The organism is Aquirufa sp. A-Brett2-15D (assembly GCF_054558735.1).
The window spans coordinates 896,556-917,119 of sequence record NZ_JBSKFT010000001.1 but is presented as its reverse complement, the minus strand read 5'-3'; the positions used below and the strand labels follow the sequence as shown (position 1 = coordinate 917,119).

Genomic DNA, 20,564 nt, shown 5'->3' with positions numbered 1-20,564 from the left:
ATTGGATACGAACTTAACTAGTTCAATTAGCCAATGTTTTATAAAATTACCAAAAAAATCGTTTAAATCGCGCTCATGTGGAAAACAGTCACCATGATCCACATGATGGCAAAACTAATCATGAGTGAAATATTTACAAGAGAAGCCGCTAGGGGAGTATTTAAATTCAATTCATCGGAATAGGTAATGACGGTCATTCCCACCGGCAAGATGAGGCAAAGCAGGAGTAAGTTTCTGAATCCAAGTTCAAATGGCAACAAGTAAAAACAAAGTCCTCCCACTAAAAAACCCATTATATAACGTAGACTTAATACTTGGAAGACCCGCAGATAGGATTTTTTAGATAATCGCACACTGAAATAGATACCCATCAATAAAAGTACGATAGGTTTATTCCCAGATGCGATGGTAGATATGAGGTCTAACGCAAAGGTGGGAAATTTAAGACCTAACACATTGACTACAACCCCTAAAATCATGGCTTGCAATGGAGGTAATGAAATGATTCTTTTGAAAATATGCGCGGCAATATTTTTATTTTTTGGCCCTCTACTAAAATAATTACTCATCCCATAATTCACGAAGAAATTCACCACGGAATTTCCTAGGTCAAACATAATCGCATAAGTCAAACCTTGTATGCCAAAAACCCCTTCAATCAAAGGATAGGCGAAGATTCCTAAATTAAATCCCGCACTCCCTACCGTCATCACACCCCGGTTTTCAGGCTCAACTTGTTTAAATAAATGAAAGGCCGTAAAGGATAAAAACATCCCAAAAAGCATGGCAATCAAAGGAAGGTAGATTAGGTCCCAGGTGATATTCACCCGAATCATAGTCGAAAAAACTAAGGCGGGAAATGTGGAATGCATCAGAAATTTCGAGATCGATTTCCCGTCATGATCTTGAATAAATCCCGCACTTTTTAGTGCATACCCTATCGCGATGATGCATAAAGCCGAACCAAAAACGATATTAGGATCAGTCATTTATTCGGGTTTAGGGAGGGAAATGCGGAAAGTGGATCCCTTATTAATTTCAGTTGATTTCAATGTCAATTTACCTTGGTGGTAATTTTCGATAATTCTTTTGGCCAAAGTAAGCCCTAATCCCCATCCTCGTTTTTTCGTAGAAAAACCAGGGGAGAAAATTTTAGACGTTATACTCGGCAAAATTCCTTTACCCGTGTCCGTAATATCAATGTTAATTCTCTTATTTTTCCCCTCCTTTAATTCGATAGATAAATGCCCTATTCCCCCCATGGCATCGACTCCATTCTTGCAAATATTTTCGATGACCCATTCAAACAAGTATTTGTTAATATTGGCATTTTGGTTAGCGGCCAAAGAGGAATGTATTTCGATTGTGACTTTGGACGAAATACGGATCTTTAAATAACTGATAAATCCTTGAATCACGGCTTCTACATCTTCCAGTTTTAAAACCGGAGTTGATCCAATATTAGAGAAACGTGTCGTTATGGTTTCTAATCGTTGAATATCTTTTGATAATTCAACCACAATATCGGGATTAATGTGGGGTTCATTTTTCAAGAGTTCCACCCAAGCCGTTAACGACGAAAGGGGAGTACCTAATTGATGTGCCGTTTCTTTAGCTAAACCTACCCAAACTCTATTCTGCTCCGCCCTACGTGAATAGGATAGAAAAATATAGCCCAAGAATCCGATAATCAGCACCACTAATAATTGCGATAAAGGGTAATAGCGCAGTAATTTTAAAAGCTTCGAATTACCATAATAGATGTACTCTTTTTGGAAACCCATATCCATTTCAATGGGCTTGTTATTCTCTGCGATAATTTCTACCAGTTTTAGTTGCAAGATTTCTTGCTTCTTCTCGGTAGTTAGCGTTTCTAAAATGGGGATATTGATGGAATTCAGATGACCTGAACCATCTTTCCAAATAACCGGAATCGTATTATTCTCGTTGATTTTCTTTATTCTTTCAAAAAAGAAATTAATATCTGCATTATTATCACTGGTCAATACATAGCGAATTGTTTCGGCGTATAATTCAATTTGCTGTTTTTCTCGTTCCTCTAATTTTGAAACTAAGCCATCCGTAAAGTACAGAGAGAATCCTGCCATCACAATACTGACCGTGAAAAAGGCGACTTTCAACCAGGTATCTCGGTTGTAAAGGGCTAATGGCAGAGAGAAATCTTTAAATATCATATTATTCTTACCCTTAAAAGAGTACGTTCATCACAAATTACCTACCGTTTATCCAAATTCGCAAATATATTTTCTAAGGTACTATGCAATACAAAGTACCTTAGCTATCTTTGCAATATCAAATTAAATAAATAACCCATGGATATTGAAAATGCCAAGGTGCAAATGAGAAAAGGAATACTCGAATTTTGTATTCTTAAAATTATCTCAAAAGAGGAGGTTTATGCCTCTACCTTATTATCGGAACTCACTTCCGCAAAAATTATTGTCGTGGAAGGAACTTTATATCCCTTATTAACTCGATTGAAAAATGCAGGGTTTTTAGATTACCGCTGGGTGGAGTCTGTTTCAGGTCCGCCCCGAAAATATTATCTATTAACAGACAAAGGCCAGGAATTTTTAGCTGAAATGTCTACGACCTGGGAAGAATTACAAACATCCGTTAACCAAATCTCAAACGCTTCACCGAAGGCTTAAAAAATAGACATATGAAAAAGACTTTATCAATCAACATCGCAGGATTTGTCTTCCACATCGAAGAAGATGCCTATGCTATATTAGACGCCTACTTAAAATCCATTCATGCCTATTTTGAGTCCTTTGAAGGATCGAAAGAGATTATTGCGGATATCGAATCGAGTATTGCAGAGAAGTTTTGGAACATCCGAGAAACAGAAAAGGTAGAAGCTATTTCGCAAGTACATGTGGAGACGCTTATTGCCTCTTTAGGAACTGTGGCTGATTTCAAGCAAGTGGAAGAGGAGGAGGATAAAAAAGAAGGCTATACAGCTCCTAAATCAGTTGATGGGCCTAAGGTTTTTCGTCGTGATATCACCCGTAAGAAATTAGGGGGTGTGGCAGCTGGGATTGCTCGCTATTTTCAGGTGGATCCGATCTGGGTGCGCCTCGTTTTATTGGCTTTATTGAGCGCTAGTTTCCCCCTGTTTCATTTAGGAAATGTGGTATTCTGGGCTTACATCATTATTTGGGCAGCTATTCCGGGTGAAATGAATCCGGATGATGATAAATCGTACCGCAAGTTCTACCGTGATCCGGAGAAAAAGGTGATCGGTGGTGTGATGGCAGGAATATCCGCGTACACAGGTTGGGATGTAGGTTTATTGCGTGTATTGGCTGTTCTATCTGTGGGATTGTTTGGATCAGGAGTTATCGCCTACTTAGTCATTATGGTCATCACGCCAGAGGCAAAGAGCATGAAGGACAAGATGGAGATGACGGGCGAGCCGATCACGCTGGAAAATATCGAGAACAATATTAAGAAAAGTGTGCAACCGAATGAAACAGAAGAAAATGGATTGACAAAAGTCTTGTTGTTTCCGTTCCGCATTGCAGCGACAGTTTTCTCTGCCTTGAAAGGGCCATTGAATGTGCTTCGATGGATTATTCAAATCTTTTTAGGAATCATTTTATTGATTTTGGGTATTGCGTTTATCATCGTGTTAGGGGCTTTGTGTACGGTTGGATTTACGGGTATTGACCAAGGGCAGCTTGTCCACATGGGTCCATTGCCGCTGTATTTGATTGCAAAAGATTTTCCGTTCTGGGCTGTTCCTGCTTTAGTGATGGCCTTCTTACCTATTTTTGTTTCAATCGTCATCGCGGGAGTTTCCTTATTAGCGAATCGCAAATTCTACAACAAGACGTATAAGATTGCTTCCACTACTATGATTATCGTGGGTTGGGTAGGCTTGTTTGCTGCGGCAGCTTTTTATGGCCGGAACTTTCAGCGTTCTGCCTCTTATAATCAAGTTAAAGAAATAGCCGTTTCAGATTCGACGACCTATGTGTTAGATATTGATAAGAAGGATAACGAGACGATTTGGCAAATGATGTTAGGGGAAAAAGTAGAGGAATTTGCTTTTGATTTTGATGACGACGACGATAATAACCATGATTATAACGAAGAGCGCTTTAATCGGGCTAATATCGAAATCGAGGGTTATGATGGGAAAACTATTCAGGTAATTTCTTATGCGAAATCACAGGGATTAACCCGTAAGGAAGCGGAGATGAATGCCAAAAAGATTCAATACAATTACTTGCAAAAAGGTAATGACATTCGTTTTGACACGCACTTTAGTTTGTTAGATCCCAGCTTTAGAGCACAACGCATGAAGGTGAAGATCATGATTCCTTATGGAAAATCTTTCAGCATGACACGTGCCTTTGCCTATTACATGGACAATGTGTTAGAATCAGGTTATTTCCACGAAGAAGGACAAGATTTGTTTATCGGATCGCTTTGGACATTCTCAGCGGATAAGGGCTTAGTTTGTTTAAATAGAACGCCGCATTCGGAGGAAGAGTCGAAAGAGGAAACTGATAAGATAGATTTTACGATTACAAAAGACCTAGAAAATTTTAGTTCTATCAAAGGATTGAATACGGAATCATCCCAGATCAAGATCAAAAAAGGGGACCTTCCTAAAATCACCTATAAAGGAAATCAAGCCTTAGAAAGTTCGGTTCACGTAGAGAATAACGTGCTAATTTTCGATAAGATTCAGCCGGGGATTCAAGTAGAGATTGAAGTTCCTGATTTGAAGCAGGTAGATTTAGGTGGTAATGCGAGCACAGAAATAGAAGGATTTACACTGGGAACTTTGGACGTGATACTACGTGGCTTTCATAGCTTGACTTTAAAAGGGACGGCAAAACAATTGAATGTGAGTGCATTTGATTCTGCAGAATTAGTGGCCGCTGATTTCTCCGTCGAGAAAGCCTTTGTTTCCATTGATAAATACGCTAAAATGGAACTTAACGCGTCTAATCTAGTGCAAGGGAAAAAATTTGAAAGTTCTAAATTTTCGAATAAATCGAGCAACGGTGTTAATTATAAATGGAGTATTGTAAAATAACATGCAACCCTTTTTGAAACAGAAGCATCTTGCAACAAATTAAAATTTTATGAAAAAATTCTTGTCTTTATTCACCGCCTTATTAGTCGTTTTCAGTTCATTCGCAGACCCTGCGATCGTTACCAAAAAATTCAAAGTAGCTAATTTCAAATCCATCGAATTAGGAAGTGCCTTCGATGTACACATCCACAAAGGAAATGTGTACTCCGTTTCGGTTACGGGACGTGAAAAAGACATCGATGAATTAGATGTGACTACCTCTTCGGGTAAATTAGAAATTTCTTATGAGTCAAGCTGGAACTGGGGTTGGAATAATAACCGTTCTAAAATCGTTATCAATATTACCCTTCCTCGTCTAGAAACTGGAGAATTTGGAGGGGCCTGTAAAGTGGATTTGACAGGTTTTTCAAACGAAGAGGAGATGCGCTTGTACTTTTCTGGAGCAGCAAAAGGCTCGGCCGAAGGGCTCCGAACGGATAAGTTAAAAATTGAACTTAGTGGGGCATCGGATTTCAAAATCGCAGGACAATCGGATTATTTGAAAGTGGAGGCGTCTGGTGCCAGTCACTTGAAAGCGCTGGATTTCTTAGCGCGAAATATCGATGTAGAGGCATCGGGAGCTAGTAGTGTTCAAGTTCACGTTCAAAAGACCTTGCAAGTAGATGCGTCTGGAGCATCCCATGTGAAATACAAGGGAAGTCCGGTCATTAAAAAAGATCTTTCGGGTGCAGCTTCGCTAAACCAGGTTAATTAAAATTTTTCTCACCAGCCTCGATGCGAATCGGTAAGGTGTTTTCTGCGGGAGGAATGGGACAGGCGAATTCTTCATTATAAGCACAATAGGGATTGTATGCCAGATTAAAATCCACTCGCAATCGATTGTTTTTTACATTAGTTAGGGGTAAATCTAGAAAACGTCCGCCTCCATAGGTTTCTGTGGGGGCGGTCTTGTCTTTAAACGGTAGGAAGAAATCCCCGTCTTCATGTTGATAAAGCCGCAAAGAAACAGTGAAACTGCCGATTTCGCCCTTTATAACCCCGAATAAAATTAACTTTTCCGTAGTCCCATCCGTCATCTTCAACTCCACCGTTTCTGCCTTCTCTGCTTTTTCTAAGACGAAGTCGACGATATATGCTTTGTTAAAAGTATAGTATTTTAGGCCCTTAAATGATGCTTTATCCTTAATAGGGGATTCTTCGCCTTCAGAAAATGCGGCGTCTTTATCGCTACGAATTTTCATCACATCTGCTCCCGTTTCTTCCACCGGTTTTGGGGTCGGAATACTAAAATAGGCGAGAATTGCGATGATGGGAACTAGAAAGAGAAGCCATTTATTGAATTTCATAGGAATGCGTGTAATTTTGGGTACGTAAAAATAACAATTAATTCAGATGTTTACAGGTATTGTGGAGGCGATGGGCTCGCTAATTAAGAAGGATGCAAAGGGAACAAATGTAGAATTTTGGTTCACATGTCCCTTTACGCAAGAATTAAAGGTGGATCAATCGCTCGCGCACAACGGTGTTTGTTTGACTGTGGTGGAAATCCTGGGTGATCAATACCGGGTAACAGCGATAGATGAGACTTTACAGAAGACGAATATGGGTGATGTAGCGATAGGCCAAAAAGTCAACCTAGAGCGCTGCATGGCTGCGAATGCACGTTTCGATGGGCATATTGTTCAGGGGCACGTCGATTTAACGGGCATTTGTACGGAAATAAAAGATCAACAAGGAAGCTGGGAATACCGTTTTAGCTATCCGAAAAGCAGTGGGCACGTTACCGTTGAAAAAGGTTCGATTTGTGTGAATGGCACCAGCCTAACCGTAGTGGATTCTCAGGATGACTCATTTACGGTTTGTATCATTCCTTACACTTACGAGCACACCATATTTCACCAACTCCGAATAGGGGATCGCGTGAACTTAGAATTCGATATTCTAGGAAAGTATATTAAGAAATTAATGCAGCGATAGCTTTGTTTACTTTTTCAAAGCCAAAACGCTTCCAAGCGATTTCCTTTTGGTCTTGAATTTCAGCCAAACCTAAATTTCCGATGCTACCTAGGTGTGTGTGATTGATCTCTCGTGTACTTCCGTCGAAAGCACCGTCTTCGATCTTTTTACCGACGATTTGGTAAGCCTCCCGGAACGGAACTCCTTGTACCACTAATTTATTCACTTCCTCCACGGAGAATAATAGGTCATATTTCGAATCAGCTAACAGGTTTTGCTTCACCTTCATATGGCTGACCATATAATGTGTGATTTCTAAACCGTCTAAAATTTCTTCGATAGCCGGCATTAATAATTCCTTCGTTAACTGGAATTCGCGGTGATAGCCAGACGGTAAATTGCTTGTTAATAGCTGCAATTGATTGGGAAGGGCTTTTAATTTGTTGGCTTTTCCGCGCAATAATTCGGCTACGTCCGGATTCTTCTTGTGTGGCATGATGGAACTCCCTGTCGTTAAAGAGCTGGGTAGCTCGATGAAACCGAAGTTTTGGGAATTATATAAACACACATCCATCGCTAATTTGCTTAGCGTCGTGGCGATCTGTGCGATGGCCGTTAAAAGGAATAATTCGGTCTTTCCACGTGATAATTGCGCATTGATTACATTCACGTGAGGTGATTCGAAGCCTAATAATTCGGTCGTGTATTTTCTGTCCAAAGGAAAGGACGATCCATATCCCGCGCCAGAACCTAAGGGATTCTTGTTCGCTAGACGGAAGGCCGCCTCTAATAACTCGATATCTTCTACCAAGCTCTCCGCATAAGCGCCGAACCAAAGTCCAAAAGACGAAGGCATCGCAATCTGCAAGTGCGTATAACCGGGTAATAAATCGTTTTTATGTGTTTCGCTTTTGGCGATGAGTAAATCAAACAAACGCTCTACCGCATCCGCGATATGCTGGATCTCAGCTCGCATAAACAATTTCAAATCCACTAAAACTTGATCGTTTCTAGAGCGGCCCGCGTGAATTTTCTTACCTTGATCGCCTAATTTCTGGGTTAATAAGTATTCGATTTGCGAGTGGACATCTTCCATTCCGTCTTCGATAGTGAAATCGCCCGCTTCGATTTGGGCATAAATAGACTTCAATTCAGCACAAAGAGGACTTAATTCATCCGCAGCCAAAAGACCTACCTTTTCTAACATCGTGATGTGAGCCAGCGAACCCAGCACATCATAGCGCGCTAATTGCAAGTCATACACGGGGTCATTACCGATCGTGAATTTCTCGATTTTAGCGTCTGTCGTCTGATTTTCTTTTTGCCAAAGTTTTGCCACAATCTTATTTGTTTACTTGAAGTAGTAGTTTTTGGTAGGTTTGGATGCCTTGTTTCAATTCATCCAACAATATAAATTCATCTGCCGTATGCGATCTGCCGGAATGTCCGGGACCTATTTTAACGGAAGGTACGGATAATAATGCTTGATCGGAAAGGGTAGGCGATCCGAATAAGGGTAATCCTAAATCCATTGCTGCCTTCACAATGGGATGAGAATCCTCCATTTTACTGGAATTTAATCGAATCGACCGAGGTGTTAATTCTGCTTGAACGATGGATTTTAGTTCAGCTAAAACCTCTTCTAAGGTATAATATTCATTCACCCGGCAATCAATGACGTAATCGCACACATCAGGAACGACATTATGTTGTTTGCCTGCATTTATGACCGTAACGGTCGTTTTCACAGGTCCTAAAAGATCAGAAACGCGCGCGAACGAATGATTTTGAATGTTTTGGATATCTTTCAAAGCCAAATAAATCGCATTCACTCCCTCATTTCTAGCCGCATGTCCGGCGATTCCTTTGACCTGTGCATCCACCACTAGTAAACCTTTTTCTGCAATGGCCATGGCGCAATCCGTCGGTTCCCCCACGATTGCAAATTTGATAGAAGGTAAATCTCCTGAATTTAATAAGGCTTCGATACCACCAGTGCCAGAAATTTCCTCTTCTGCGGTAGCCGCTAAAACCAGGTTGAATTCGAGATTTTCCAAAGCGTAGAAGGAGACGAATGTCGAGATCAAACAAACCAAACTAGCCCCTGCATCATTAGAACCGAGCCCGATTAATTTTCCCTCCTGCTCTGTGGCTGTTAAGGGATCGAAGGTCCAAGAGGCATTTGCCTTCACCGTATCGTGGTGTGAATTCAAAAGTATAGTAGGCTTCGATGCATCGAAATGCAAATTCGTAGCCCAGATATTATTGCCTAAACGATTGGAAGGAATATCCTGCTCTGTGAAAAAGTCCACCAAAATCTGTGCCGTCCCTTGCTCCTCCTTACTCAAAGAAGGACAGGCTATTAGCTGGGATAATAGATTTTTGGCGGCTAGAAATTGACTTTCTTGGTACATATTAGGCACTAATTTTTGTTCCAATGTTGTTTTTTTGCAAGTTTTCCGCGTGGCATAAACGCACCACCGAAACCCCGGCTGAGATCGCCTTCAAGGCATTCTCTAATTTAGGAATCATCCCCGCAGAGACCACACCCTTATCTTTTAATTCTTGGAAAGAAGCTGGGTTGATAGACGAAATAACAGATTCATCATCTGCAGGATCTAACAAAACCCCCTTCTTCTCGAAGCAATACGTTAAAGTCACCTGATAGCTCGCACTAAGCGCTATCGCCAAAGCCTGCGCCATTGTATCCGCATTCGTATTCAATAATTGACCTGATAAATCAGCTGTAATAGGAGCAAAAACAGGCGAAAAATCGGCTGAGATTAAACCAGATAGCGCCGCCGCATTCACGGAAACAATATCACCCACAAAGCCATAATCAATCGGTTCTGCGGCCCTTTTCTTCGAAAGCACGATTCCTCCATCGGGTCCAGTTAAGCCCAAGGCATTACAAGATAAAGCTTGTAATTCAGCTACGATCGATTTATTAATCCATCCCGCATAGACCATCGTCACGATGCGAAGGCTTTCCTCGTCTGTGACGCGTCTTCCTTCAATCATTTGACTCTCAATACCCATCGAAGTGGCCATTTGCGTAGCAATTGTGCCACCTCCGTGAACAAGTAATTTAGGCCCTTCTAATGAAGAAAAATCCTGCAAAAAGCTAGCTAGTGCGGATGGATTGTCGATCACATTTCCGCCTATTTTAACTACTTGAAGGGTGGGCATTTTAGTCATTAGAATAAATAAGGACTTTCCGTTCTCATTAAGGTTAAAATCATCTCCTTTAGAACAGCCTGCGCTGCCCAAACCCGGTTACCCGCCTGCTGAATCACAATCGAATTAGGGGAATCGATTACCTCGTCTGCTACAACTAAATTCCGTCTGACGGGAAGGCAGTGCATGAATTTAGCATTATTTGTTAAACTCATTTTAGCCGCATCCACCATCCAAGCAGGATCAGAGGAAAGTATTTTTCCATAGTCCTGATAAGAGGACCAGTTCTTTGCATAAATAAAGTCTGCACCTGCATAGGCCTCCTTCGGGTCATAGCATATTTTCGCGTTGCCAGCGAATTCTGGTGCTAATTCATATCCTTTAGGATGTGCAATGGTAAAATCCACGTCAGCGTGATTCATCCATTCAGAAAAAGAATTAGGCACGCATTGTGGCAAGGCTTTTACGTGAGGTGCCCAGGTTAAAACCACTTTAGGTCGCTCCACCGTCTTATATTCGTTAATCGTAATTAAGTCTGTTAAGGATTGCAATGGATGGCGTGTGGATGATTCCAAACTGATTAATGGCCGTCCTGTATATTTCAAAAATTGATTTAGAACCTGCTCGCTATAATCTAGCTCCCGGTCTACCAGGCCAGGAAAACTCCGAACCCCTACAATATCGCAATAAGAGCCTACTACGGCAGCTGCTTCCGATATATGTTCTGCTTTGTCGCCATTCATGATGACGCCCTCATTCATTTCTAGTTGCCAAGAATCCGCCCCCACATTCATGATCATTACCTCCATTCCGAGGTTTTGAGCAGCTTTTTGGGTAGATAAACGCGTTCTAAGGCTCGAATTGAAGAATAGTAAACCGAGTGTTCGGTTTTTCCCAATATGCTTGTCAGCAAACGGAGTCTTCTTCATTAACAAAGCCTCATTAACTAAGTTTTGAATATTATAAGCGTCTTTAACGGAAGTAAAATTTTGCATGCTTTTAGCTGTCTAACATTGGCAATTCAGTAAAATTACTGAAAAAGATCAGTAACGAAGGCGTTCCCAGGTGAAAACTTGCAGGGGGATTTCGAGTGGGAGATTTTTCTCCCCGGTTTTTTGGAACCTATTTTTCTCTAAAACCCGTTGCGACCCCTCATTATCTACCGGTGTTTCGGCACGCAGCAACTGTAGGCCGGAATCTAAGAATGCCCAGTCAGCTAAAGCCTTCACCGCCTCAGTCGCGATTCCTTGTCCCCGAAATTTTTGATCTATAGCGTATCCGATTTCAGTAGACCCTTCATTATCCGGTAACCCTGCTAAACCGATTCCCCCCACAGAGCAGGACGACGCCTTCCAGATTATTTCCCAACTTGTATACCAATAATAATCCAAGGGAAATTTAGCTGTCTGAGGAATCCAAAAATCGTCTAAAGCTTGCTTGGTTTCTTGTTCAAAAAACAATTCTAAATTCCAAGGGTTAGGTTGAAGATCTAGCATTTTTTCTAGATCTTTGCGGCCTGATTGCTGCCAAACTAGCAAGTGCTCATGGTTCAATGGGATTAAAGTAAGACGAGGTGTTTGAAGTTTGATCATGATATTGGACTACAAATTACCCATTTTGGTCGCAAAAAAGAAGGCCTTTAAATAGAATGTACAAATTTTGCATTCGTTAAATACGATTTTAAACAACACATAATGAAACAAATTATCACGTTATTCGCACTGATGAGCTTATCATTCTCCGCTATTTCACAGATTCCGGGAGGATTTGGTGGTTTCGGTGCAGCGCCTAAGAAAGAAACAGTGATTCCAGGTACTGCGCAATCAGGGACTAAGGGAAGTGCAAAAATCATCGGATTCCTTTTAGATTCGACTGATTCTAAGCCAGTTGAATTCGCAACTTTGGCCTTAATCAACACAAAAACAAATAAACCCGTAGATGGTACCGTGGCTGATGGTGTAGGTAAATTTACGCTAAATAAGGTGGCGGTAGGATCTTACAAGATCGTCGTTTCCTTCATCGGATACGATACTAAAACCTTATTTGTGGAGGTGTCAGAAAAAAATGATGACCGCGATTTAGGAGTTATCAAATTGCAGTCAAGTTCTAAAATGCTTTCTGAGGTAACAGTGGAAGGTCAGCGCGCACTAATCGAAGAGCGTGTGGATCGTACCATATATAATGCAGAAAAAGATGCTTCGAATCGGGGTGGCGATGCAACAGATGTGTTGAAAAAAGTGCCTATGCTTTCTGTCGATTTAGATGGTAACCCTTCTTTACGTGGTTCCACTAGCGTGAAGGTGTTAATTAATAACAAGCCTTCGACTATTATGGCATCTAATATTGCAGATGCTTTGAGACAAATTCCAGCTGATATGATTAAAACGGTCGAGGTAATTACTTCACCTTCGGCTAGATATGATGCGGAGGGTAGTGCTGGTATTATTAATATCGTTACTAAAAAGAATACTTTACAAGGTTTAACCCTATCATTTGATACCTCTGCTGGTGTGCGTGGCTCGAATTTATCCTTAAATGGAAATTTTAGAAACAAGACTTGGGGAATGTCATTGGGTGGTTTTGGCCGTTCTGAATACAACGTGAATGGTAAATTCGAGAGTACTCAGATTACGACTAATAATGGTTTACAGACGACTAACGTTCAGACGGCGGAATCTAGACGCGAAGGAATATTTGGAAATTACCAATTAGGTTTCGATTGGGATTTGAACAAATTTAATTCAATTACGGCTAGTACGCGTTTTGGATTGCGTAATGGTAATAACTGGCAAGATGGTTTACAGCAAATTAGAAATGGAGTAGTTTCCTCCCTTCGGAATACGAATTCATTAGAAGAATCAGCAAACGTAGATATCAACGTGGATTATACACATACGTTCGCAAAAGCGCAGAAAGAATTTTCTATTCTATCTATGTATAGCCGCAACAACCGTGCAAACGACTTTTTCAACTTGATTATGAATCCGAAAGCTACCATGTCGGAGATTATGAGTTCGATCAAGAACGAGAATTCATCTTATAATGAGGAGGCTACTTTCCAACTAGATTACCAAACTCCTATTTCTAAAAATCAAATGTTAGAGTTTGGCTCTAAAGGTATCTTACGTAATGTGACCTCGGATTATAAGTCCTTTACAGCAGGTAGTAACGGGTTATATGCACAAGTCAATTCCGCGATTTTGCCTTCTAACGTCTTTGATTATAACCAATATATTTATAGTTCTTATGGTTCGTATACGTTAACAACAAAAAATAAGTGGAGTATTAAATCAGGTGCGCGTTATGAATACACAGATATCTCGGCTAGCTTCCTAAAGAAAGAAGGTCAGAATACCGTGATTCCTGCTTATGGTGTTTTAGTTCCTAGTTTTAATATGTCCAAAACCTTTAAGTCAGGCACCTGGAGATTTAGCTATAATCGCCGTATTCAACGTCCAGGTATTCAAAACTTGAATCCCAACGTGAATGCTACCAATCCATTAAATATTTCTACGGGTAACCCTAATTTAGCACCGGAATACACCAATAATTATGAAGTTTCGTTTAGCAAGTTTGTGAAGCAAACCTATGTTTCTACGTCCTTCTTTATTAGAAATACGACGGGAGCTATCAATCAAATTAGAGAGGTATTCGGTGATACGGTAAAAACTACTTCTAGAAATATTGGTAACGAAGATGCCTATGGAATGAACATTAACTTAAACGTGAACCTTTCAAATAAGTTAATGATCGGTGGTGGGGGAGATCTTTCTTACATGGTTTTAGCGAACAATGTGGCTGATCCTTTATTGAATGCGAAAAATCAAGGCTTGCAATCTAACTTCCGGGTGTTCGGTAATTACAACATGGGTAATGGCTGGGGAGCGCAAATCTTCTCGTTCTACCGCGTAAATCAAGTTCAATTACAAGGTTCTCAGGGAGGTTTTGGAATTTATAGCTTAAGCTTTAAGAAGGACTTCAAGAATAAAAAAGGAAGTATCGGATTCGGTGCGGAAAATTTCTTGACTCCTAATGGATTTGTTATTCGTAATGAAACCCAAACTCCTGTTATCAACTCAGTTAGTGAGAACACATTAAGAAATATGAACTTTAAAATCAATTTCTCTTATCGTATAGGTAAGATGTCATTCGGTCCTACGAAGAAGAAGAAATCAGTTAATAACGATGATACGAAAGGCGATAGCGATGCACCAGCAGCGCCAGCTCAACCGATGGGTATGCCGGGCATGCGTATGGGCGGCGGCGGAGGTGGAGGCGGCTACAGTGGCGGTGGCGGACCTCGTTAAATATCTGTCTAAGTAAGGAAAGGGAAAGGGAATCAGCAATGGTTCCCTTTTTTATGACCTATTTATTGCGCTCGCTTATTTGTTGCGCTCTATGGTATAGCTGAGTAGATCACCCAGCGAGTTTCGGTATTCTGAGGCAGGGAACGTTGCTAAGACAGCTCTGGCTTCTTCGGCGACTTCATTCATCTTTTTGTTAGCATAAGCCAAGCCTCCCGTTGATTTCACGAAGTTGATAACTTCGCGTACTTTATTCGAATCGTCCGATTCTTTTTTGATCAATTGAATGATGTGCTTTCTAGTGGATGAATCGGTCTTTTGAAGGGCATAGATCAGCGGTAGCGTCATCTTTTTCTCTTTTATGTCGATTCCCAAAGGTTTCCCTATCTCCGCATCCCCGTAGTCAAACAAATCGTCCTTGATTTGAAAGGCAATACCCACTTTCTCTCCAAATAAACGAGCTTTCTCCACCATTTCAGCAGATGCACCGACCGACTGAAATCCGACGGCACAACAAGCAGAAATTAAGGTGGCCGTCTTTTTAGTAATAATATCGAAATAGACCTCCTCTGTAATGTCTAATTTTCTGGCTTTTTCAATCTGTAGTAATTCCCCCTCTGACATTTCACGAACTGCGGTGGATACCGATTTTAATAAATCGAAATCCTCATTTTCCACCGAAAGCAACAGGCCTTTAGAGAGCAAATAATCCCCCACTAAAACAGCAATTTTATTCTTCCAAATGGCATTGATGGAAAAGAATCCTCTTCTATAATTAGAATCATCGACGACATCGTCGTGAACAAGGGTAGCTGTATGCAGTAATTCGATTAATGCGGCGCCTCTGAATGTTTTTTCTGTGATTTCTCCCATGCATCCAGCCGTCAAAAAGACGAACATCGGTCGCATTTGTTTTCCCTTCCTTTGGACAATATAATTCATGATGGTGTCGAGCAACATCACTTTTGTCTTCATGAAAGCCTTGAACTTCCCTTCGAATGCCTTCATCGAATCATCGATGGGCGCTTGAATGGAAGAGATAGAGTAGGACATGAGGGATTGTTTGGAATAGTTAATTGCGTAAATTTAATCAGAATTGTGGATAAAAAGGTATTATGAGTAAGATTTTAGTCTTAGCAGGAGGTTCAGTGAAAGGGGCATTTCAAGCGGGTGTCATCAGGGCACTTTTTGAAAAAGGCTATCAACCAGATGCCATATATGGCGTCTCAGCCGGCAGTTTAAATGCGGCTTATTTAGTCAATCAATTCGGTCAACAAGTAAATGCTGGAACACCTCTTTCTTATACTCAAGCAGCACAAGATTTATGGGATTTTTGGGAACTTCGCATAACGCGCCCAGATTGTTTATCGAAACCATTTAACATTTTTCAATTAGGCTGGACGGCCTTGACCAAAAGCTTCAAAGGACTGGTGGATACGAGTCCACTGCGCGACCTATTATCGGATGTTTTGCAAGAGCGAAATCTAAATGCGAGTCCAGTGGGATTGAAAATAGGTGCGGTGAATATCATGGAGGGGACCATGCATTATGTAGATCCTAGTTTTAGCAATTTTCAAGACTATTTAATGGCTTCTTCAGCCGTCCCCATTTTGATGCCTGTCGTGAAGATCGAAGGTCTAAAACAGAAATCCTATTTAGATGGTGGTTTGAGGGATGTGGCGCCTCTGCAAAAAGCGATTAACGATGGTGCAACCGAAGTTGTGGTGATTGCTTGTCATACCGAGATGATAGAGGGTGGCGATTTCGATTCAGGCGATCTTTTAGCCCTGGTGGATAGGGTGATGGATATTGCTGTGAATGAGATCTTGAATGCGGATTTATTAGTTTCTCGTTCCAAAGTGAAGCTAGAAATTATTCGACCCTTACAACCCTTGAGTATCGACATTCAGCATTTCACGAAGATGGACATTCGCCGTATGTTAGAAACGGGTTATGCACAAGGGATGAGTACATAAAAAAAGCCTCGAATTCGAGGCTTTTCAATTACACTGACATGATGTCTTTTTCTTTTTCGTTGAAAACCTGATCGATTCTCGTGATGTAGGCATCCGTTTTCTTTTGGATCTTATCTTCTGCCTCTTTAATGGCATCATCAGAAACGCCATCCCCTTTTAATTTTTTGATGTTATTGTTTCCGTCTTGACGTGCATTACGGATATTGATTTTAGCTACTTCGATTTCTTGTTTTACGCGTTTTACTAAATCGCGGCGACGCTCTTCCGTCATCGGAGGAATAGATAAGCGAATTAATTCCCCATCATTCATCGGATTTAATCCCAAATTAGAGTTGCGAATTGCCTTCTCGATTTCGGCAAAAATCCCTTTTTCAAAAGGCTTGATTGCAATCGTACGTGCATCCGGAGTGGTGATAGAAGCAGCGCCAGAGATAGCGGTTTGCATACCATAATAATCAATGGTCAAACCATCTAACATTGACGTGCTCGCTTTACCAGCTCTAATCTTAGATAATTCAATGTTTAAGTGCTTGATCGCGCCGTCCATGGTCTCGACAGCTGCTTCAATATAGAATTCAATTTCTTCCATTTTTCAATTAGCTAATTAATGTTCCTACGTCCTCACCCGAAACTAAGGCCGCTAAATTCCCATCTTTATTCATGTCAAACACAATGATGGGAACGTTATTTTCCTGGCATAAGGTAAATGCCGTCGTATCCATAATTTTTAATCCTTTCGAAATAGCTTCCGAGAAGCTCAAATTTGTGTAGCGCGTCGCTGTTGGATCTTTTTCTGGGTCAGCCGAATAGACACCGTCTACGCGCGTTCCTTTTAAAACAACATCCGCTTCGATCTCGATCGCCCGAAGGGAAGCCGTTGAATCTGTCGTGAAATAGGGATTACCCGTTCCTGCACCAAAAATCACAATGCGGCCTTTTTCTAAGTGTCGCATCGCACGGCGGCGAATGAAGGGCTCGCAAACTGCTTCTACCTTGATAGCTGTCATCATGCGCGTATACAATCCTTGTTTTTCCAAAGAAGCCTGTACCGCCATCCCGTTAATCACGGTGGCTAACATGCCCATGTAATCGCCTTGAACACGGTCGATACCCGCTTTCGCTGCACTCGCTCCGCGAAAGATATTTCCTCCACCAATAACGATAGCTACCTCAACACCTAAATCATGCACCTTTTTAATTTCAGCTGCATATTGTCCTAAAATAGTCGGATCAATTACTTCTCCGTCTGTCGAAAGAGATTCACCTGATAATTTCAATAAAATGCGTTTGTATTTAGGTTCTTTCATGAGGTGATTATTTATGTCGATTTTGTGCGTTGCAAATTTAGAAAAAATCTAGGTCTAGACAAGGCTTTCGTCCTTTGCTTTAGCTAATTTATACCAAGGCAAATAGGGTTGTGCATGGTGCTCATAATGATAGCCAAAAAAGTAGCAGGAAATAAAGGCCCACACATGGTTTTTCCCCTGACTTCTCGATTGCTGTTTGTTATCCGTTGCGTGTTCTCCGCGATGTGGAAGGTAAGTTCCAAAAATAAATAATTGTAGCGTACTTAAGATCGCCGGTAATTCCCAAAACAAAATCAAATTCCACATCGGAAACCAAATCTTTAAAATATTATAGGTAATCGCCATAGCCAGCACCTGCTTCCAAGTAACGTATTGCCAAATAAACTTAAACCACCAGAGTAAAAAAGGCCCTTGGTGCACATCTGGATCAGTATCCGTGTTTACATGGGCGTGGTGTTGGTGGTGTTTTGACCGCAAGGTACTGTAATCATTAAAGGCAAAAAGGAGCGTACAAAAACGACCAATCGCATGATTTATACTTGGATTTTCCGCATAAACCACCCCGTGAATCGCATCGTGTGAGGTGATAAATAAGCCGGTATATAAATGGGTTTGAACTAGAATAGCGACATAAATCCAAGGGTCTGACCAGCTAAAATCAGTCTGAATCCAATAGGCTAAATTTGCGCTCCACAAGGAGATCAATAAAACCGCCCAAAATACTCCTTGAAATTTACTTAATTTGCTCATGGATATGGCCAGATGTGAAAGCAACTATATTACTCCAAAACTAGGGAAATTGTTCTAGTATTTTTGCTTTTTATTTTGTCTTTTAGGTTTTCTGCAAATGCGCAAACCTTTTCTTTTTATTTACAATGGATCTTTTATCGCATCAAAATCAAGCCTTTGATCGGTTGATTTCATAAACACCAATCAACAGTATGATCATCGCAATAATTTGCGATATATACACCTGTTCGCCATCGAAAACTCCCCAGCCTACAGCTACGATGGGGATGATATAGGTGACAGAACTAGCGACAATGGCATTCGTCCATTTAATCAATTGATTGAATAATACCATCGCGATGGCTGAACCGAAAACGCCCAAAGAACAAGCCGCTAAAAAGGGCCACCATTCGATAGGTTGAGCAAAAAATCCAGTGGAGGCTAACAAAATAAACGAAAGTGGCCCAATGGCCATAAAGATTCCTGCTGTAGCCGTAAAAGGATTTAAGCCTGATAATTTCGTTTTAACAATGTGCAAATTGAAACCGTAAAGAAAAGTGGCTAATACCACCCAAAGCGCGTGAAAATTAAAATCTAGATTGAATCCTTCGCCTCCCGCAATTAATCCGATACAGCCGGCGATGCCTAGAATGATGCCAATCATTTGGCGCCATTGAAAACCTTGTCTGAAGATTAGAATTCCTACGATCAGGGTAAAAAGTGGCGTAAAGGCATTCAGCATTCCTGAAAGCGCCGAAGTTAGGTGCTTTCCTGCGATCGAAAACAAGATGGCTGGAATTAAATTTCCAGTCAAACCCGCTAATAGAAAACTCTTCCAATGTTCCTTTTTGACTTCATGTCGCTGTTTTAAAAACACCGGGATAAAGAAAATGAAGGCAGCAAAAATACGCAAAGCACCTACCTGTGGAGAACTATAATAGACTAAACTTTTTTTGACCAAAATAAAGGAACTACCCCAAATCAAGGAAAGTGCAATAAAGGCTAAAATGATGAATAGAACTGGGGATTTTTGTTTGTTGTCCATTAGGCGTTAAAAGGAACCATTTCATAATGTTCCGAAATTTCAGTTAAAATGCTTTTGATTTCTTCAAAGTCATAAGTAGTTACTAAACGGGTTCTAAATGGTTTAAAATGATCCATTCCGCGGAAATAATTTGAATAATGCCGTCTCATTTCAACGATTCCTCCGTGATTTCCTTTCCAACGAATCGAGAAATCCAAGTGATCTAAGCATACTTGCAAGCGTTGTTGTAGGGTAGGAGGAGCGAGGTGCTCCCCTGTGGCAAGATAATGTTTGATTTCATTAAATATCCAAGGGTATCCGATGGACGCACGTCCTATCATGATCCCATCTACTTCGTATCGATCGCGGTATTCTTTCGCTTTTTCAGGAGAATCGACGTCTCCATTACCAAAAATGGGGATCTTAATACGGGGATTATTTTTCACTTTTGAGATTAATTCCCAGTCTGCTGCACCCTTATACATCTGAACGCGCGTTCTTCCATGGATAGTCAATGCCTGAATTCCAATGTCTTGAAGGCGTTCCGCCACATCCACAATATTTTTCGTGGAATCATCCCAGCCAAGACGTGTTTTCACGGTGACCGGAAGATGCGTTGCATTTACCACGGCCTTCGTCATCGCCACCATCTTCGGAATATCTTGCAATAAAGCGGCACCAGCGCCTCTACAAGCCACTTGTTTCACGGGACAACCGTAATTTATATCAATTAAATCTGGGCCAGCTTTCGTGGCGATCTCTGTACAAGACGCCATCGTTTCGATGGAACTACCAAAAAGTTGAATGCCAATCGGACGTTCGTATTCAAAAATATCTAATTTTTGCACACTTTTTGCGGCATCTCGAATCAATCCTTCCGACGAAATAAACTCTGTATACATTAAATCAGCGCCGTTCGCTTTGCACACCGCGCGGAAAGGCGGGTCAGAAACGTCCTCCATGGGCGCTAAAAGCAATGGGAATGAGCCTAGCTCTATGTTACCTATCTTTACCATT

Annotated in this window: 20 protein-coding genes; 6 read left to right on the top strand and 14 right to left on the bottom strand. The window is 41.0% G+C overall.

The genetic code is table 11. The features are described 5' to 3' along the window. Positions 1-62: 62 nt before the first annotated feature. Both ACST14_RS04115 and ACST14_RS04110 read right to left on the bottom strand, forming a co-directional pair. Positions 63-989 carry an AEC family transporter gene (locus ACST14_RS04115; protein ID WP_459460841.1) on the bottom strand — a complete coding sequence of 309 codons (927 nt, stop codon included), beginning with the start codon at positions 987-989 and terminating at the stop codon, positions 63-65. Beyond that, positions 990-2,195 carry a sensor histidine kinase gene (locus tag ACST14_RS04110; protein ID WP_459460839.1) on the bottom strand — a complete coding sequence of 402 codons (1,206 nt, stop codon included), beginning with the start codon at positions 2,193-2,195 and terminating at the stop codon, positions 990-992. Positions 2,196-2,333: 138 nt separating this feature from the next. Between ACST14_RS04110 and ACST14_RS04105 the strand changes: the two genes are divergently transcribed. From ACST14_RS04105 to ACST14_RS04095, 3 genes are read left to right on the top strand one after another with little or no spacing between them, the layout of a single operon-like run. Then, the gene (locus tag ACST14_RS04105; protein WP_459460837.1) at positions 2,334-2,672 is read left to right on the top strand and encodes a PadR family transcriptional regulator; all 339 of its coding nucleotides are present in this window, start codon (positions 2,334-2,336) and stop codon (positions 2,670-2,672) included. An 11-nt stretch (positions 2,673-2,683) separates the two neighbouring features. After that, positions 2,684-5,074 carry a PspC domain-containing protein gene (locus ACST14_RS04100; protein ID WP_459460835.1) on the top strand — a complete coding sequence of 797 codons (2,391 nt, stop codon included), beginning with the start codon at positions 2,684-2,686 and terminating at the stop codon, positions 5,072-5,074. Between the two features lie 49 nt (positions 5,075-5,123). Next, entirely contained in the window at positions 5,124-5,828 is a 705-nt protein-coding gene (locus tag ACST14_RS04095) for a head GIN domain-containing protein (RefSeq protein WP_459460833.1), read from the top strand. Here ACST14_RS04095 and ACST14_RS04090 read toward each other — a convergent pair. Continuing rightward, positions 5,821-6,420, bottom strand: coding sequence for a DUF1684 domain-containing protein (locus ACST14_RS04090; RefSeq protein WP_459460831.1), 600 nt, complete (start codon positions 6,418-6,420; stop codon positions 5,821-5,823). The genes ACST14_RS04095 and ACST14_RS04090 overlap by 8 nt on opposite strands. Positions 6,421-6,466: 46 nt before the next feature. Here ACST14_RS04090 and ACST14_RS04085 point away from each other — a divergent pair, with 46 nt between their 5' ends. Further along, on the top strand, positions 6,467-7,051 hold the full coding sequence (locus tag ACST14_RS04085; RefSeq protein ID WP_459460829.1) for a riboflavin synthase: 585 nt from the start codon (positions 6,467-6,469) through the stop codon (positions 7,049-7,051). Here ACST14_RS04085 and argH read toward each other — a convergent pair. The 5 genes from argH to ACST14_RS04060 are packed head-to-tail and all read right to left on the bottom strand — an operon-like array spanning position 7,029 to position 11,799. Further along, positions 7,029-8,369: an argininosuccinate lyase gene (gene argH / locus ACST14_RS04080; RefSeq protein WP_459460827.1), complete on the bottom strand. Its 1,341-nt coding sequence runs from the start codon at positions 8,367-8,369 to the stop codon at positions 7,029-7,031. The genes ACST14_RS04085 and argH overlap by 23 nt on opposite strands. Positions 8,370-8,373: 4 nt before the next feature. Then, positions 8,374-9,468, bottom strand: a complete 1,095-nt coding sequence (locus ACST14_RS04075; RefSeq protein ID WP_459460825.1) for a M20 family metallo-hydrolase — start codon at positions 9,466-9,468, stop codon at positions 8,374-8,376. Beyond that, positions 9,446-10,228 carry an acetylglutamate kinase gene (gene argB, locus ACST14_RS04070; protein ID WP_459460823.1) on the bottom strand — a complete coding sequence of 261 codons (783 nt, stop codon included), beginning with the start codon at positions 10,226-10,228 and terminating at the stop codon, positions 9,446-9,448. The genes ACST14_RS04075 and argB overlap by 23 nt, the downstream gene beginning before the upstream one ends. Beyond that, a complete protein-coding gene (locus ACST14_RS04065; RefSeq protein ID WP_459460821.1) occupies positions 10,228-11,202 on the bottom strand; it encodes an N-acetylornithine carbamoyltransferase in 975 nt (324 codons plus the stop codon). The genes argB and ACST14_RS04065 overlap by 1 nt, the downstream gene beginning before the upstream one ends. A 48-nt stretch (positions 11,203-11,250) precedes the next feature. Continuing rightward, positions 11,251-11,799 (bottom strand): GNAT family N-acetyltransferase, encoded by a 549-nt coding sequence (locus tag ACST14_RS04060; protein ID WP_459460819.1) that lies wholly within the window; start codon positions 11,797-11,799, stop codon positions 11,251-11,253. 102 nt (positions 11,800-11,901) lie between these two features. Between ACST14_RS04060 and ACST14_RS04055 the strand changes: the two genes are divergently transcribed. Further along, on the top strand, positions 11,902-14,514 hold the full coding sequence (locus ACST14_RS04055) for a TonB-dependent receptor domain-containing protein (RefSeq protein ID WP_459460817.1): 2,613 nt from the start codon (positions 11,902-11,904) through the stop codon (positions 14,512-14,514). Positions 14,515-14,589: 75 nt separating this feature from the next. Here ACST14_RS04055 and ACST14_RS04050 read toward each other — a convergent pair whose 3' ends face one another. Next, the gene (locus tag ACST14_RS04050) at positions 14,590-15,564 is read right to left on the bottom strand and encodes a polyprenyl synthetase family protein (protein WP_459460815.1); all 975 of its coding nucleotides are present in this window, start codon (positions 15,562-15,564) and stop codon (positions 14,590-14,592) included. Between the two features lie 62 nt (positions 15,565-15,626). Between ACST14_RS04050 and ACST14_RS04045 the strand changes: the two genes are divergently transcribed. Then, entirely contained in the window at positions 15,627-16,487 is an 861-nt protein-coding gene (locus ACST14_RS04045; protein WP_459460813.1) for a patatin-like phospholipase family protein, read from the top strand. Between the two features lie 28 nt (positions 16,488-16,515). On the opposite strand, the gene frr is transcribed toward ACST14_RS04045, so the two are convergent. The 5 genes from frr to dusB all read right to left on the bottom strand — a co-directional run bounded on the left by frr (position 16,516) and on the right by dusB (position 20,563). Next, a complete protein-coding gene (gene frr / locus ACST14_RS04040; RefSeq protein WP_459460811.1) occupies positions 16,516-17,076 on the bottom strand; it encodes a ribosome recycling factor in 561 nt (186 codons plus the stop codon). 7 nt (positions 17,077-17,083) lie between these two features. After that, positions 17,084-17,794 (bottom strand): UMP kinase, encoded by a 711-nt coding sequence (gene pyrH / locus ACST14_RS04035; protein WP_459460809.1) that lies wholly within the window; start codon positions 17,792-17,794, stop codon positions 17,084-17,086. Between the two features lie 54 nt (positions 17,795-17,848). After that, complete coding sequence (locus ACST14_RS04030) at positions 17,849-18,544, bottom strand: fatty acid desaturase (RefSeq protein ID WP_459460807.1); 696 nt, start codon at positions 18,542-18,544, stop codon at positions 17,849-17,851. 148 nt (positions 18,545-18,692) lie between these two features. Beyond that, positions 18,693-19,568 carry a DMT family transporter gene (locus ACST14_RS04025; RefSeq protein ID WP_459460804.1) on the bottom strand — a complete coding sequence of 292 codons (876 nt, stop codon included), beginning with the start codon at positions 19,566-19,568 and terminating at the stop codon, positions 18,693-18,695. Further along, entirely contained in the window at positions 19,568-20,563 is a 996-nt protein-coding gene (gene dusB / locus ACST14_RS04020) for a tRNA dihydrouridine synthase DusB (protein WP_459460802.1), read from the bottom strand. Before dusB ends, ACST14_RS04025 begins: the two co-directional genes overlap by 1 nt. Between the last annotated feature and the right edge of the window lies 1 nt (position 20,564).